Raw genomic sequence first — 15,409 nt, forward strand, 5'->3', positions numbered from 1 at the left:
GCCGCAGGGTAGAGCCTCGACAGTCACATGGGGAGACGAGAAGGGAGCCGCCGTGCGGGACGACGACCGCTGGGTGCTGGCAGGCGACGGGTGGACGGCGAGCGCGAGCGCGGACGGCCTGACGGTCGAGGACCCGGCGACGGGGGAGCCGGTCGGCCGGGTGCCGGCCGGCTGCGCGGAGGACGTGGCACGGGCCGTCGCGGCGGCCGGACGGGCGCAGCCCTCCTGGGCGCGGACGGCGCCCGCCGAACGGGCGGCCTGCCTGCACCGCGCCGCCGGCCGGGTGAGCGAACGCGCCGCCGAGCTGGCGGAGCTGGTGACGCGGGAGATGGGCAAGCCGATCGGCGACGCCCGGGGCGGCGTGGAGGCGGGGATCGGCACGCTGCGCCAGTACGCCGAGCTGGGGCCCCTCCACCGCGGGCGCAGCCTCCAGGGCGGCTGGAACGCGACCGACCTGATGGTGCACGAGCCGCGCGGCGTCGTCGCCGTGATCACCCCGTGGAACGACCCCGTGGCCATCGCCTGCGGCCTGATCGGGGCCGCCGTCGTGACCGGGAACGCGGTCGTGCACAAGCCGTCCGAGCGGACGCCGCACACCGGCGTGCTGCTCGCCGAGCTGATGGCCGCGGAGCTGCCGCCCGGCGTGCTGACCGTCGTGCCGGGCGACCGGAGGGCGGGCGAGCCGCTGGCGGCCCACCCGGACGTCGACCTGGTCGCGCACGTCGGCTCGACGGCCGCCGGCCGGGCGATCGCGGCGGCCGCCGCGCGGACGGGCGCCGCCACGATCCTGGAGAACGGCGGGAAGGACCCGCTCATCGTGGACGCGGGCGTGGACGTGAAGTGGGCCGCCGGGCAGGCCGCCACCGGCTGCTTCGCCAACGCCGGGCAGATCTGCACCTCGGCCGAGCGCGTCTACGTGCACCGCGACGTCGCCGACGCGTTCCTCGCGGCGCTCGTGCAGCGGGCCGAGGAGCTGCGGCCCGGCCCGGGGCTGGACGAGGGGACGACGCTCGGCCCCCTCGTGGACCGGGCCCAGCGGGACGTCGTCGACCGGCACGTGCGCGCCGCCGTCGAGGCCGGCGCCCGGGTGCTGACCGGCGGACGGGTCCCGGAGGGGCCCGGCGCGTTCTACCCGCCCACCGTCCTGACCGGCTGCACCGACGAGATGGAGATCATGCGCGAGGAGACGTTCGGCCCGGTGGCGGCCGTCCGGGTCGTCGGCTCGTTCGGCGAGGGGCTGGAGCTGGCCCGCGTCTCCCGGTACGGCCTCGCCGCCACCGTCCTCACCCCGTCGATGGCCAACGCGCAGCGGGCGTGGCGCGAGCTCCCCGTCGGGACCGTCAAGGTCAACGCGGTCTTCGGAGGCGCGCCCGGCGGGGCGGCCCAGCCGTCGCGCGGCAGCGGCCACGGCTTCGGCTACGGCCCCGAGCTCCTCGACGAGATGACCCACACCAAGGTCGTCCACCTCGCCCCGCACCCGTAGTGGGCCCGGAGATCGGGACCGTGTTCACCTCTCCCGCGATCAAGGCCGTACCATCGGGGATGTACGACGAGGGGAGTGCCGTGAACGAGATCAAGGCACCGGCGGGCGTCGACCCGCTGAAGCCCAGCGTCGCCCGGATGTACGACTACTACCTGGGCGGCAAGGACAACTTCGCGGCGGACCGGGAGGCCGCGGAGAAGATCATCGAGATCCTTCCCAACCTCCCCGACATCGCCCGGGAGAACCGCGACTTCCTGATCCGGGCCGTCACGTACCTCTCCCAGCGGGGCGTCCGGCAGTTCCTCGACGTCGGCGCCGGGCTCCCGACGCAGCGCAACGTCCATCAGGTCGCCCAGGAGCTGGCGCCGGAGTCCCGGATCGTCTACGTGGACAACGACCCCATCGTCCTCGTGCACGCGCGGGCCATCCTGGCGGAGAACGACCGGGTGCGCGCCATCGAGGCCGACATGCGCGAGCCCGAGGCGCTCGTCGGCCATCCGGAGGTCCGCGAGCACCTCGACTTCTCCCGCCCCGTCGCCGTGCTGCTGCTCGGTGTCCTGCACTTCATCCCGGACGACGAGGAGGCCGGGAAGATCGTCGCGGCCCTGCGGACCCCGCTCGCGGCGGGCAGCTACCTCGTCGTGTCGCACGGCTCGATCGGCGAGCTGAGCGAGGGCCAGGAGGAGGAGGGCCGGAAGGTCTTCAGCCAGACCTCCGTCCCCGGCACCACCTCGCGCTCACTCGGCCAGGTGCGCGCGTTCTTCGACGGCCTCGACCTGGTCGAGCCGGGAGTGGTGCCGCTGCACGAGTGGCGGCCCGACGCCGACTACGCCGTGGTACGGGAGGGCAAGGCCGGCGCCCTCGGCGGCATGGGCCGGGTCTCCTGACGCTCCCCCCGGTGATCGGGCCGGGGGCGGAACGGGTCCAGGTTTGACCCGACACTGGGCATGAGTCGCGTGATCGGGGCGGATGTCCCGCTTACCGTCGTCCCCGTACCGTCCACGACCTCGGGGGAGACTCATGCTCATCTGTACGGCTGCCGCCGCGCTCGCGGCGGCCCTCTTCGCCGGACCGCTCGGAGCCGCCGGCAACGGCCCCTCCGGCGACGCGTCCGGATCGCTCCCCCAGGACGCGGCGCCCTACTCCGAGGCGCCGTACTCCGAGGCGCCCTACTCGGAAAACCCCTACGCGCCCGCGGACTCCTCGGCCGCCGACCCGGGACCCGTCGACGCGCAGGCCGCCGATCCGGAACCGGTGAACGCCACGACCGGGGAGCCCTCGATCGCGCAGCCGGCGGCCACCCAGGCGCCGCCCGCCACGACCACCTCCTACGTCCCGCGGCCCGCCGCCACCCCCAAGGTGATCCACAAGATCATCAAGGGGAAGAACGGGATCCCGCACGAGATCCTGGTCGTCCCGATCCCCGCGGACCCGGGCCAGAAGGGGCCGGTCCCCGTCGCTATGCCCGACCTCGGCTATCAGGCGTTCCACTCGCGGTCGAAGCTCCGCCGTCCCGAGCACAAGGCGCGCAACGCGGGCAAGGGACAGGGCAGGCGGACCGACCGGGGCAAGGGGCGCGACCGGGGCCGCGGCTCGGGCTCCCAGACGGACCTGTGACATCCGGGTTTTCCGCCATCGTGCTCTCCTGATTGGGAAATGCCGCTTACCTCCCGCCTCGCCGTGATCGTTTTGGGTAGCGTTGCGACGTCCTACGCAGGCGGGAGTGAAGATGACGGCGATCCTGGACGCGTCGCGGCCGGTTCCCTTCGACGCGGCGTGCCCGCTCGTCGGGGTGGAGGAGGAGTACCTGCTCGTCGACCCCGTGACGCGGGAGGTGGCGCCCGGCGCCGCCGCGGTGGTCGAGCGCGCCGCCGCCGAGCTGGGCGGGCGGGCCGGCACCGAGATCACCCGCTTCCAGGTGGAGGCGAGGACCGACCCCTGCTCCCACGCCGCGGAGCTGGAGGCGCAGCTGCGGGGGATGCGCGCGGTGGTGGCCGCCGCGGCCCGGGCCGAGGGGCTGGCCGCGGTGGCCTCCGGGACGCCCGTCCTCGGCGACGCGGTCCCGCCGCCCATCACCGACCACCCCCGGTACGGCGTGGGCATCGCGACGTACCGGGCGCTGCACGACGAGCAGAGCATCTGCGCGGGCCACGTCCACGTGCACCTGCCCGACCGGGAGCGGGCCGTGCTCGTCTCCAACCACCTGCGGCCGTGGCTGCCGGTGCTGATCGCGCTGACGGCCAACTCGCCGTTCTGGACCGGCCGGGACACCGGGTACGCGAGCTGGCGCACGCTGTGCTGGAACAAGTGGCCGGTGGCCGGCCCCCCGCCGTACTTCGCCTCGCTCGCGGACTACGAACGGCTGGTCGGCACGCTGACCGAGGCCGGGGTGCTGGTCGACCCGGGCACGATCTTCTGGGACGTGCGGCCCTCGTCGCGGCTCCCGACGATCGAGGTCCGGGTGACCGACGTCCCCGCCACGGCGGAGGAGTCCGCGCTGCTCGCCATGGTCGTGCGGGCACTGGTCGTCACCGCGTCGCGGCAGGTGGAGCAGGGCGACCCCGGGCCGCTCCTGTCGGCCGAGTTGCTCCGGGTGGCGTACTGGCAGGCCGCCCGCGACGGCCTCGCCGGCGACGGCGTCGACCCGGCGACCGGGGAGCGACGGCCCGCCGGGGAGCTGGTCGCGGCCCTGCTGCGGCACATCACGCCCGCCCTCGAGGAGACGGGCGACCTGGCGACGGTGTCGCGGCGGCTGGACCGGCTGCGCCGCACCGGCACCGGCGCCGACCGGCAGCGGGCCGCGCACGCCCGGCGCGGCAGGCCCGCCGACGTTGTCGACCACCTCGTCGCACACCTGGTCGACGGCGTCCTGGAGGCGTGACCCCGGCGGGTCTACCCGACCAGCTCGGAGAGGAACGCGCGCAGCGGCTCGACGTGGCGGACCGGATCGCGCCACTGGGCCAGCAGGTCCTCGAGCAGGTGCCGCTCCGCGACCTGTTCGCCTCCCCGCCAGGCCCGTACGACCGGGTGGAGGAACGCGCTCTCGTGGGCGCGCTCGGGGACCGGGTGGCGGCGGATGGCGAAGACGTCCGGGTGGTCCCGCCGGCCCCACCGCAGCGTCACCGTCAGGCAGAGCCCGTCGCCGCCGAACCGCTCGACCGCGTAGTCCTCCGGCAGGTCGGCGACGTGGCGGATCCGCGACCCGTCCACCACGTAGACGTCGCACAGGTACTCGAACTGCGTCCACAGCGCCGAGCTGTAGTTCACCCGCTCCAGGATGGTCGAGGTGAGCTGGTCGGCGTCGACCGGCAGCACCCGCTCCACCAGCGGGACCCCGTCGTACCGCTCGGCCAGCAGGGCGGCGAGCGTCCGCAGGTTGTAGCGGAAGCCGTCGATGAACGCCGACGAGGCGCGCTTGAAGTCCCGGGCCTGCATGAGCGTGCCCGCGAAGTAGAGCCCGTCGACGTTCGCCGACTGGAAGTCGGGGCGGATCGCGGGCATCCGGCCGTTCGGCGCGAGGGCGGGACGGCAGGACTCGCCGAACACCCCGGTGTCCATGGTGAAGCCGGTGCAGCGGATCACCGCGTCGTACTCCAGGAGCGCCTGCTCGTCGTCGGCCAGCGTGTAGGTGATGGCCGCCTTGTAGCGGTCGCCCTCCCGCCAGATGCGGTCGACCTGGCATTCCAGGACGCCGTGCAGCGTCTTGAACCAGTAGCTGTCGAGCAGCGCGCCGTACTGGCCGCGCACGTGGCCCGGGTGCTTGCTCGTCCAGGCGAGCCGTACGGGACTGGGACTGGCGAGGTGGATGACGGCGGCGTGGCCGAGCATGGCGTGCGCGGTCTCGAACGCCGAGTTGCCCTTGCCGATGACGAGCACCCGCTTGTCATCGAACCGCGCGCCGTCCGGCGGCACGTCCTCGTAGCCGACGGCCAGCTCGATGCCGGGGATGTCCGGCACGTGCGGCCCGCCCCAGCCGGTCGCCACGATGACGCAGTCGGCGCGGAACTCCTCGCCCGCCGCGTGCACGACGAACCGCCCGTCCGCTTTCTCGATCCGTTCGACGGGGGTGGAGAACCGCACGTTCAGCCCGTGCCGCCGCCGGAAGTCGCCGAGATAGCGGACGAGGTCGTCGGCGTGGGGGAAGTACTCCTCCGAGTAGCGCGGGAACAGCAGTGACGGATCGTCGTTGAGCAGGGAGTTCCAATCCCAGCGCAGGGCGATCTCCGGGTCCTTCTCGCTGATGTGCACCTTGTTGAGCGAGATGAGCCTGCGGTGGCGCGGATAGCGCCGGAAGAAGGCGCCGGGGGCCGACTCGCGCTCCAGGATCAGGTAGTCGGCCCCGGCCCGGTGCAGGAAGTAGCCGAGCTGGAGGCCGCCGGGACCCGCGCCGATGATCAGGTAGCGGTGGTCGCGCGCGTCGCTCCCGCCGCGTCCGTCCTGGTCGCCGGCCCCGCCGCTCAGGAGGCGGTCGTCCCGGCCGGCGCCGCTCCCGTGCTGGTCGCCCGTCGCGGTCCCCCCCACGCCCGTCAGCCCCGGAGCTCGGCCGGCACGTGCGCGTAGCCGGTGGCGACGATCTGCTCGGCCATCGCCGCGTACGCCTCCGGGTCGTCGGGCGCGAACGTGGCCAGGCCGTCGACGTACCGGTTGAACATGCAGAACGCGGCGGCGATGAGCACGGTGTCGTGGATCTCCACGTCGGTCGCGCCCTCGGCCCTGGCCGCCCGCACGTCCTCCTCGGTCACCTCCCGCCCGCCGCGCTGCACCTTGCCGGCGATCCGCAGCAGGGCCCGCAGCTTGGACGGCACCGGCGCGGCGTCCAGGTCGGCGCGGACCTGCTCGACGAGCGGCATGCCCTCGGGCAGCTGGGCGGCGGCGAAGGCGGCGTGGGAGGAGAAGCAGAACCGGCAGTTGTTCAGCGACGACACGTACGCCGCGATCAGCTCGCGCTCGCCCCGCGTCAGCGTGCTCTCCTGCCGCAGGAGCACCTCGGCCAGCGCGTTCAGCGGGCCGGCGGTCTCGGGCCGGAAGTCGAAGAGCCCGACGATCCCGGGCTGGTCGGTCGGCAGGCTGATGTGGGGCATGGCACTCCATCGCGAGGACGAATCTGGGCGAGCCGGGATGAGCGTCGTGCGTACGGCCGTGCCGGGAAGGATGCACCCGACAAAGGTTCATGATCGGTACATTCCGGCTCGGCTGTCAACGCCCGATTTCGTCTGACCCGATATTCGCCGCACCTGCGCACGTCACCGCGTCGGTAACCGCACTATGGCCATGTGGTAAGTCGGTCCTCACTCCGATGTTCGCTGACACTGATCGGGGCATGGAGTCACTGAACCGCCCAAAATAGGCCAGCCTCACTACCCGGAGGTCGCTTATGTCGGAAAACCCGAGCGTGACGATTGCGCGAGACTTCTACAACGCCCTGGCAAAGGGGGATCTCGATTCCATCCGCAGCGACCAACTCGCCGACGACGTGGTCTTCCACGTTCCGGGACGCGGGTCGCTGGCCGCCGAATACCGCGGCAAGGACCAGGTGCTCGGTTATCTCGGACGGCTCGGCGAACTGACCGAAAACACGATTCGTTTCGAGCCGGATTCGTTCCTCCTCGGTGAGGACACGGTCGCCGCCGTCATCCGCGTGCGGGGCGAGCGGGCCGGCCGCAGCCTGGACGACCGCGGCGTCCAGGTGTTCAAGATCGCGGGTGGCAAGATCGCGGAGCGGTGGAGCTACCCGTACGACCCGTACGTCATCGACGAGTTCTTCGCCTGACCGCAGGCCCGCCGGGGGCGCCGGTCCCGGAGACGACCCGGGACCGGTGCCGCCGCGCGCGCCTCGCCGTCAGCCCCCGGCCAGGGCGTCGGCCAGGACCCGCACGTACCCGGTGGCCAGACGCGCCCGCTCCTCGTAGTGGACGGGATCGTCGGACGCGACCGTGGCCAGGCCGTCGACGTACCGGTTGAACATGCAGAACGCGGCCGCGATGAGCACGGTGTCGTGGATCTCCAGATCGGTGGCGCCCTCGGCCCGCGCCTGCGCCACCTGGTCCTCGGTCACCTGCTTGCCGCCCTGCTGGACCGAGGCCGCGATGCGCAGCAGGGCCCTGAGCTTCGCCGGCACCGGGGCCGCGTCGAGGTCCTGGCGGACCTGCTCCACCAGCGACATCCCCTCGGGCAGTCGCGCGGCGGCGAAGGCCGCGTGCGTGAAGAAGCAGAAACGGCACTGGTTCAGCCCGGACACATAGGTGGCGATGAGTTCGCGTTCTCCCCGCGTGAGCGTGCTCTCCCCGCACAACAGCACGTCGACCAACTGGTTCAGTGGCAGAGCCGTTTCCGGGCGGAATCGAAACAACCCCCGGATCCCCGGTTCGGCGGAACTCAACGTGATGTGCGGACGGGTGGCGCCACGGTGATTGGTCTCCCCTTTCACGGGCGGCGGCGGCCATTCCCTGACGGCGTCGGACAAAGGGGTGATGGACAGCTTGGCGGCCACGTTCGGGCGTTCCGGCGCGGCGACGGCGCTCGTCATTTCCCTACCCTCTCCTCGGATTCGGTGATCGGCTCTCGCACCACCAACTGTGCGGCGCGGCCACGCCCCGAACCAGAAGAATGGCGGTCAGCAAGCTGCCCGCCCATGCCATTTTCCTGTCAATTCGATCCTTGACAGGAGTTTCGGCATGAGTATTTCCTGCCGTCGTTCCGGCGTCAGGAATCGGAGGCGCCCGACGACCGCCGCCGCGCCTCCACTGTGGCGTCGATGCTCCGCGCGAGAAACCGCCCGATCACCTGGCGCTCCTCCTCGCCGAACTCCTCGACCACCCCCGTCATCTCGCTCCCGAGTGGGGCGAAGAACCGCGCGGCGAGCGCGGCGGCCTGCTCGCTCATGGCGAGTTCGACCTTGCGCCGGTCGGTGGCGCTGCGCCGCCGTTCGAGATGGCCCGCCTGTTCCAGGCGGTTGAGCAGGGCGCTCGTCGCCGGGGCGCTGAGGTTGAGCGCGGTGCCGAGGGTGCCCGGGCTGAGCGGCCGGCCCTCACGGGCGGCGTCCATGACCACCACCAGCGCGTTCAGGTCGGTGTGGTGCAGGCCGTGGCCGACCGCGAACTGCTCGACGAACCGGTTCACCTCGACGGTGAGGCGACGCAGCAGGGCCATCAGCGCCGTGGCGTCCACGGCCGGCTCGACGGTCTCCTCCGCCATGCCCGCCTCCTCCGTGTTGCCAACGCCGACGCCGCCGTCCTACCCTTCCTTCCACCGTAGAAATATTCCATGATGGAAAGAACTGGTATGAGGCGAGCAGAGCATAGTGGGTCCGTCCCGCTCGCGGGCCGCCGGGGGAAATGGGCGGTCCTCGCGCTGGCGATCGTCGTCTCCGGGCTGGCCCTGGCGTTCGGCGGCGCCACCAGGGTGAACACCGACCCCGCGGCCGCCCTGCCGCGTGGCGCGGAGTCGTCCGAGGCGATCCGGCTCCAGCAGCGGCTGCCGAGCGGCAGGGTCACGCCGGCCCTGGTCGTCTACAGCCGCGACGGCGGGCTGACGGCCCAGGACCGCCAGGCGGTCGCGGACGACGCCGGGCGGATGGCCTCCCTGGCGGCGGGCGGGCGGGTCGTGCCTCCGGTCTTCGCCCCGCGCGGCGACGTCGCGCTGCTCACCGTTCCGCTTCCAGGCGCCCAGCCCCTGGCCGGCCTCACCCGCACGGTCACGACGATCCGCGCCGAGGCCCGCGACGGCCTGCCCGCGGGCGCGAAGGCCGAGGTGACCGGGCCGGCCGGGTTCTCGGTGGACCTCGCGGCGGTCTTCGACGGCGCGAACCTCACGCTGCTGGCCGTGACCGCGTCCGTCGTCGCGCTCCTGCTGCTGCTGACCTACCGCAGCCCCTGGCTGTGGCTGGTCCCGCTCGCGGTCATCGGCACGGCCGACCAGGTCGCCGCCAAGATCGTCGCGATCCTCACCCGCACCACCGGGCTGACCGTCGACGACTCCACGCTCGGCATCACGTCGGTGCTGGTCTTCGGCGCGGGCACCAACTACGCCCTGCTGCTCATCGCGCGCTACCGCGAGGAACTGCGGCTCCACGAGGACCGGCACGAGGCGATGGCGAGGGCGGTCGGCTCGGCGGCGCCGGCGATCCTGGCCAGTTCGGCGACCGTGACCCTGGCGCTGGGCGGCCTGGTCTTCGCGCTGTCGCCGGGCACCCGCGCCATCGGCCTGGCCGGGGCCGTCGGCATCGTCACGGCGGTCTGCTACGCCCTGCTCGTGCTGCCGGCCGCGCTCGTGCTGTTCGGCCGGGGCCTGTTCTGGCCGTTCGCGCCGGTGGCGGGCGGGCCCGACCCCACGCGTACGGGCCTGTGGGCCAGGGTGGGCGGCGCGGTCGCGCGCCGGCCGCTGGCCGCCGCCGTGGCGAGCGTCCTGGTGCTCGCCGTCCTGACCCTGGGCGTCGCCGGGGTGCGCAGCGGGCTGTCGCAGACCGAGCAGTTCCGCGACCGCGTCGAGGCCATCACGGGACAGGAGACCCTGGAGAAGGGCTTCCCAGCGGGAATCGCCCAGCCGGTCGTCATCGTCTCCCGCGCGTCCGCCGCCGACCGCGTCCGCGCCGCCGCCCTCGCCGTGCCGGGCGTGGTACGGGTGAACCCCGGCGACCGTACGGCGGAGTACGCCCGGGCCGACGCGGTGCTGACGGCCGAGCCCGGCAGCGCGGCCGGCTTCGCGACGCTACGGGCCCTGCGGGAGGCCGTCCACGCCGTGCCGGGAGCGGACGCCGTGGTGGGCGGGCAGCAGGCGAGCGACCTGGACGAGCGGGAGGCCGCCTCCCGCGACCAGAGGCTGATCATCCCGCTCGTGCTGGCCATTGTGCTGATCGTGCTGCTCGCCCTGCTCCGGTCGGTGGTCGCGGCCGTCACGCTGGTCCTCACGGTGATCGCCAGCTTCGCCGCGAGCTTCGGCGCGGGCTGGTTCGCCTTCCGGCACCTGTTCGGCTTCCCGGCCCTCGACCTCGCGGTGCCGCTGCTGAGCTTCCTGTTCCTGGTGGCGTTGGGGATCGACTACAACATCTTCCTCACGACCAGGGCGCGCGAGGAGACGGCCGAGCACGGCGCCGCCGGAGGGATAGTCACCGCGCTCGCGGTCACCGGCGGCGTCATCACCAGCGCCGGGATCCTGCTCGCCTCCGTGTTCGCGGTGCTCGGCGTGCTCCCGCTGATCACGCTGACGCAGATCGGCGTCATCGTGGGATTCGGGGTGCTGCTCGACACGCTGCTCGTGCGCAGCGTCCTCGTGCCCGCCCTGGTCACCCTGCTGGGCGACCGCTTCTGGTGGCCCGGCGACCCCGGGCGCCGCGCGTCCCGGCCGCCCGGCCTCCCCAGCGCCGACCGGGCCCGCGCCTGACCCCCGCGACGCTCACGCGGGAACGAGGCCGGGCGACGGGTGCGCGTGGTGGGCGTGGGCGTCCCGCTCCCTGGCGGCCTGGGCCGTCACCGCCTGGGCCGTCACCGCCTCCCGCGACCACCGCTGCGCCAGCACCCCGCCCAGGGTCGCGGCCGCCGCGCTGCCGAGGCCGATCGTCCAGCCGACCGGCCCGAGCGGCCGGCAGCCGAAGAACGTGCTGACGCCCGGGACGGTGACGATGACGCCGAGCACGGCGAGCGAGGCCAGCGCGGCGAGCACGACGACCCTGTCGCGCCCGCCGCCCGCGATCGTCTGCATGAGCTGCGCCCCCACGAGCGCGACCAGCCCGATCGTGTCGGCCCGCCCGCGGGTGCCGCCCATCCGGCCGAGCAGCCATCCCGCGGTCGCGGCCGCCGCGGTCACGGCGGCGCGCAGGTAGATGTCCCTGGTGAGGGAGGCGCCCAGCGACGCCTCCGGACCCTCGGCGAGCAGCTTCTCGGGATCGGTCGAGGCGGGCGGCCGTACGGCGACGGCCATCGCCGGCACCATGTCGGTCAGCAGGTTGACCAGCAGGAGCTGGCGGGCGTTGAGCGCGCTGCCGCCCGCGAGCAGGTTCGTCCCCACCGTGAAGGCGATCTCGCCGATGTTGCCGCCGAGCAGGATGCTCAGCGAGTCGCGGACCGAGCTCCACATGGCCCGGCCCTCGACGATGGCGTCCACGATCGTCTCGATCCGGTCGTCGGTCACCACCAGGTCGGCGGCGGCCCGGGCGGCCGGGGTCGCCCGCGTGCCGAGCGCGATGCCGACGTCCGCGGTCCGGATGGCGGGCGCGTCGTTCGCGCCGTCGCCCGTGACGGCCACGACCTCCCCGGCCCCGCGCAGGCAGGTGACGATGCGGGCCTTGTGCGCCGGGGTCGCCCGGGCGAAGACGGCCACATCGGGCAGCACCTTGGTCAGCGTCTCGTCGTCCATCGCGTCGATCTCCGGGCCGGTCATGACCCGCTGCCCGTTCAGCGCGTTCAGCTCGACGGCGATCGCCTCGGCGGTGCTCGGGTGGTCGCCCGTCACCATGACGATGCGGACGCCCGCCCGCATCAGCCGGTCGACGCTCTCCGCGGCCGTCGACCGCACCGGGTCCGCCAGGCCGAGGAACCCCAGGAAGCACAGCTCGTCGATGCGCGACTCGTCGAGGTCGCGGCGGTCGGACGCCGGGCGCTGCGCCACGGCCAGGACCCGGTAGCCCTGCCGGGCGAGCCGGTCCACCTCGCGTTCGAGCTCGGCCCGGGCCGCGTCGTCCAGGGGAACCGGGCCGCCTTCCCGCTGCACCGTGCGGCAGTGGGTCAGCACGATCTCGGGCGCGCCCTTCACGCTCAGCAGCTGCCCCTGCTCGGTGTGGCCGAGGACGGCGTGGTAGCCGCGTCCCGGCTCGAAGGGCATCTCGTCGACCCGCTCCCAGGTCTCCAGGCCCTCCTGCGGGGTGACGCCGATCCGGTGGGCGCCGTCGAGCACGGCCCGGTCGGTCGGGTGGGCGATGACCCGCCCGCCGCCGTACTTGGGGCTCGCCCGCACGGCGGCCGCCAGGATGCGGCGCAGGTGCTCGGTCGGCTCCTCCACGGTGCGGCCCCCGCGGCCGTCCGACAGGTACCGCAGGCTGATGTGCCCCTCGGTCAGGGTGCCGGTCTTGTCGAAGCACAGCACGTTGACCCGGCCGAGCGCCTCGATGGTGGACGGGTTGCGCACCAGCGCCGCCCGCCGCGACAGCCGCCGCGCCGCCGCGAGCTCCGCGACCGTCGCAACGAACGGCAGCCCCTCGGGGACGGCGGCCACGGTGAGGCTGACGGCGGGTGTGAGGGCCGTGGCCAGCGGCCTGCCCCTCAGCAGGTCGGTGATCAGCAGCAGGGCGCCCGCGCCGATGGAGATCGGCAGGATGCGGCGGCTCAGCTCGCGCAGCCGCAGCTCGACGCCGGTGGGCGGGCTGGGTTCCGCCGCGAGGCGGGCGCTGCGCCCCGACTCGGTCAGGTCGCCGGTCGCGACGACCACCGCCTGCCCGCTGCCGGCCGCGACCGTGGTGCCCTGGTAGACCATCGAGGTGCGGTCCGCGATGGCGGCCGCGACGGTCGGCGCCGCCGTCTTCGTCACCAGCTGCGACTCGCCCGTGAGCGTCGACTCGTCGAGCTCCAGGCCCACCGCCTTGATGACCCGGGAGTCGGCCGGCACGGCGTCGCCGGCCCGCAGCTCGATGACGTCGCCGGGCGCGAGCTGCTCCTTCGTCGCCTCAACGGTGCCGTCCGGGCGGCGCAGCCGTACGAGGACCTCGGTGGACTCGGTCAGGCGCATCAGCGCCTGGTCGGCCTTGAACCGCTGCACGCCGCCGAGGAACGCGTTGATCACCATCACTCCGCTGATCAGCACGGCGTCGAGCGCCGAGCCGACCAGCGCGGAGATCCCGGCGCCCGCGGCCAGGGCCGGGGTGAGCGGGTTGGCCAGCTCCTCGACCGTCGTGCGGGCCAGCGAGTGCGGCCCCTCGGCCTCCTCCTGCACGAGCTCGCCGCGCCGCTTGTCGGCCTCGTCCGCGTTGAGCCCATGAGGCGAGGAGCCGAGCCGCGACAGGACCTCCTTGGCCGACATGGCGTGCCAGGGCGTCGGGTCGGCGCGGACCGGCGACGGCCGGCGGGCGAGGCCGCGCGCCGACCACTCGCCGAACGCGATGGCGCCGAGCGCCACGGTGGCGCTCACCAACTGGACCCGCCGCAGCGCCGTCCGCTCCGGCCCGGCGAACGCCATGAGAGCGCCGACGATCGCGCCGATGGCGCCGAGCCGCACCCCGTTCCTGCTGGTGTTCACCGCCAGGGGCAGGCAGCTCAGGAACAGGTGCACCCCGTGCAGCGGCCCGGCGACGTCCGCGTCCCACGGCACCAGACCCTCGGCGTCCATCACCCCGACGCCGATGTCCGCCTGGGCCAGGCCGTGCCGGCCGCGCCGCGACACGAGGACCACGCCGTGGCCCTCCTCCTGGAGCTCGTACACGTGCCGGCCGAGGTCCTCCCCGCCCGGCACGACCCGGGACACGGCCAGCCGCTGGGCCAGGCCGCCCTCCTCCCCGGCCAGCACGACGGTCCCCGCCGCCTTGGCCGCGGCGACGACCGGGACGGCCAGCGGGTCGATCTCCCTGGCCAGTCCCGCGACCGCGACCGGCGTGCCGTCCCTGGTCACCTCCAGCGCGCGCAGCCCCCGCTCCCGCCAGGTCTCCGACACGTGGGCGAGGCGGTCGTCGTCCACGTCCGCGAGCGGCCGGACCGTCCAGCCCTCGTCCGTACGGGTGTCTCCGGGGTCGGAGAAGTCGATGAGCGCGTACAGCCGCGAGTAGAGCTGGTCGGTGTCGACTCCCTCCACGAGCGGCTCGACCCGGTCGATCGTCCAGGAGCCGGTCGTGAGGGCGTCCGCGTCGAGGATGACCGTGTCGACGCGGTCCATGCGGCGCAGGACGTCGCCCTCGAACACCACGGTGTCGTGCCTGCCGAGCGCCCGTCCGATGGCCCCGGAGAAGGCTTCCCGGGTCACGTCCGCGATTCTCGGGGTGGCGGAGATGAAGACGGGCAGCGCCCGTTGCCCGCGCGTGAGGATCCGCGTCACGGCGTACGCGCCGACCGCCACCGGGCTCACGACGTCCGCGTACGACTCGATCGGGCCGTGGGGGAGGTGGGTGGGCCGTGGCCGGGTGCGGGCCCTGACGTGGTGGTAGGCGCCCGGCCTGCCGGCCAGCTGCTCCTCGAGCTGCTCCCAGGCGTATCGGCCCGCCTTGGCCTCGACGAAGCGGCCGAACGACACGGCCGACTGCACCACGAGCGCGACCGGGCGCAGGGTGAGGGTCGTGGCGACCAGGTTGCTGACGGTGAACAGCGCGTTGGCCGGTCCCCGGCCGATCCGCCGGTCGAGCTGCTCGCGCACCGCCGGAGTGGCGTCGGCCAGCTGCAGCACGGCGGGGACGATCGCGGGGAGCCGGGGGAGGCGCACGACACTGCCCGCGATGGCGAGACCCACGCTGGTGACGCCGGCGGCGAGCCGGATCGTGGCGCGCGCGTGCTCCTCGGCCAGCCGGACCGGTGACTCGTGCGCGCGCTCCTCCAGCGAGTCGAGCTCGGTCGTGACGCGCAGCAGCTCGTCGCGGTCGACCGCCTTGGGGTCGCAGGCGACGAACACGCAGCCGAGGCGGCCGTTGACCTCCGCCCGCTCGACTCCCGGCTCCCCGGACAGCCGCTCCTCCAGCCGCGCGGCCGAATGATGCGTCCCCGGACCGCCGATCCCCCGCAGGTCGATGCGCAGCCCTCCAGGGCAGGGCCGCACCTCCCGGGGAGACGGGAGCAGGTCGCGGACGGGATCCGGCAGCACGCCGCGGAGCAGCGTGGCGGACGCCGTAAGCACGTGGGTCAGGAACATTCAAGTCTCCAGCGGACGAAACCCCGGACGGGGAGGATCTCCCGGGCAGCCCCTTCGCGGGTCCCGGGCGCGGGCGGCACCGGCGCCGCCGTCAGGCGGGCGCGGCGGCGC

11 protein-coding genes are annotated in these 15,409 nt (G+C 73.9%); 6 read left to right on the plus strand and 5 right to left on the minus strand.

Annotated elements, in window-relative coordinates; all coding sequences use genetic code 11:
• Positions 1 to 52: 52 nt before the first annotated feature.
• From MPTA5024_RS17235 to MPTA5024_RS17250, 4 genes are all read left to right on the plus strand, one after another.
• A complete protein-coding gene (locus MPTA5024_RS17235) occupies positions 53 to 1,483 on the plus strand; it encodes an aldehyde dehydrogenase family protein (RefSeq protein WP_232326506.1) in 1,431 nt (476 codons plus the stop codon).
• Positions 1,484 to 1,563: 80 nt separating this feature from the next.
• On the plus strand, positions 1,564 to 2,370 hold the full coding sequence (locus tag MPTA5024_RS17240; protein ID WP_232326507.1) for an SAM-dependent methyltransferase: 807 nt from the start codon (positions 1,564 to 1,566) through the stop codon (positions 2,368 to 2,370).
• A gap of 133 nt (positions 2,371 to 2,503) precedes the next feature.
• Positions 2,504 to 3,100 carry a hypothetical protein gene (locus MPTA5024_RS17245; protein WP_036325099.1) on the plus strand — a complete coding sequence of 199 codons (597 nt, stop codon included), beginning with the start codon at positions 2,504 to 2,506 and terminating at the stop codon, positions 3,098 to 3,100.
• Positions 3,101 to 3,212: 112 nt separating this feature from the next.
• Positions 3,213 to 4,364: a carboxylate-amine ligase gene (locus tag MPTA5024_RS17250; RefSeq protein ID WP_036325101.1), complete on the plus strand. Its 1,152-nt coding sequence runs from the start codon at positions 3,213 to 3,215 to the stop codon at positions 4,362 to 4,364.
• Positions 4,365 to 4,375: 11 nt separating this feature from the next.
• On the opposite strand, the gene MPTA5024_RS17255 is transcribed toward MPTA5024_RS17250, so the two are convergent.
• Positions 4,376 to 6,004, minus strand: a complete 1,629-nt coding sequence (locus MPTA5024_RS17255; protein WP_232326508.1) for an NAD(P)-binding domain-containing protein — start codon at positions 6,002 to 6,004, stop codon at positions 4,376 to 4,378.
• A 5-nt stretch (positions 6,005 to 6,009) separates the two neighbouring features.
• Positions 6,010 to 6,564 carry a carboxymuconolactone decarboxylase family protein gene (locus MPTA5024_RS17260; RefSeq protein ID WP_036325103.1) on the minus strand — a complete coding sequence of 185 codons (555 nt, stop codon included), beginning with the start codon at positions 6,562 to 6,564 and terminating at the stop codon, positions 6,010 to 6,012.
• A 293-nt stretch (positions 6,565 to 6,857) separates the two neighbouring features.
• Here MPTA5024_RS17260 and MPTA5024_RS17265 point away from each other — a divergent pair, with 293 nt between their 5' ends.
• The gene (locus MPTA5024_RS17265) at positions 6,858 to 7,253 is read left to right on the plus strand and encodes a nuclear transport factor 2 family protein (protein WP_036325105.1); all 396 of its coding nucleotides are present in this window, start codon (positions 6,858 to 6,860) and stop codon (positions 7,251 to 7,253) included.
• 69 nt (positions 7,254 to 7,322) lie between these two features.
• On the opposite strand, the gene MPTA5024_RS17270 is transcribed toward MPTA5024_RS17265, so the two are convergent.
• Both MPTA5024_RS17270 and MPTA5024_RS17275 read right to left on the minus strand, forming a co-directional pair.
• A complete protein-coding gene (locus tag MPTA5024_RS17270; protein ID WP_269750613.1) occupies positions 7,323 to 7,910 on the minus strand; it encodes a carboxymuconolactone decarboxylase family protein in 588 nt (195 codons plus the stop codon).
• Between the two features lie 275 nt (positions 7,911 to 8,185).
• Positions 8,186 to 8,677 (minus strand): MarR family winged helix-turn-helix transcriptional regulator, encoded by a 492-nt coding sequence (locus MPTA5024_RS17275; protein ID WP_036325107.1) that lies wholly within the window; start codon positions 8,675 to 8,677, stop codon positions 8,186 to 8,188.
• Positions 8,678 to 8,764: 87 nt separating this feature from the next.
• On the opposite strand from MPTA5024_RS17275, the gene MPTA5024_RS17280 reads away from it, so the two are divergent.
• Complete coding sequence (locus MPTA5024_RS17280) at positions 8,765 to 10,861, plus strand: MMPL family transporter (protein ID WP_051458280.1); 2,097 nt, start codon at positions 8,765 to 8,767, stop codon at positions 10,859 to 10,861.
• A gap of 12 nt (positions 10,862 to 10,873) precedes the next feature.
• Here MPTA5024_RS17280 and MPTA5024_RS17285 read toward each other — a convergent pair whose 3' ends face one another.
• The gene (locus tag MPTA5024_RS17285; RefSeq protein WP_063794702.1) at positions 10,874 to 15,298 is read right to left on the minus strand and encodes a cation-translocating P-type ATPase; all 4,425 of its coding nucleotides are present in this window, start codon (positions 15,296 to 15,298) and stop codon (positions 10,874 to 10,876) included.
• Between the last annotated feature and the right edge of the window lie 111 nt (positions 15,299 to 15,409).

The organism is Microbispora sp. ATCC PTA-5024 (assembly GCF_000511135.2).
GTDB classification, from domain to species: Bacteria; Actinomycetota; Actinomycetes; order Streptosporangiales; family Streptosporangiaceae; genus Microbispora; species Microbispora corallina.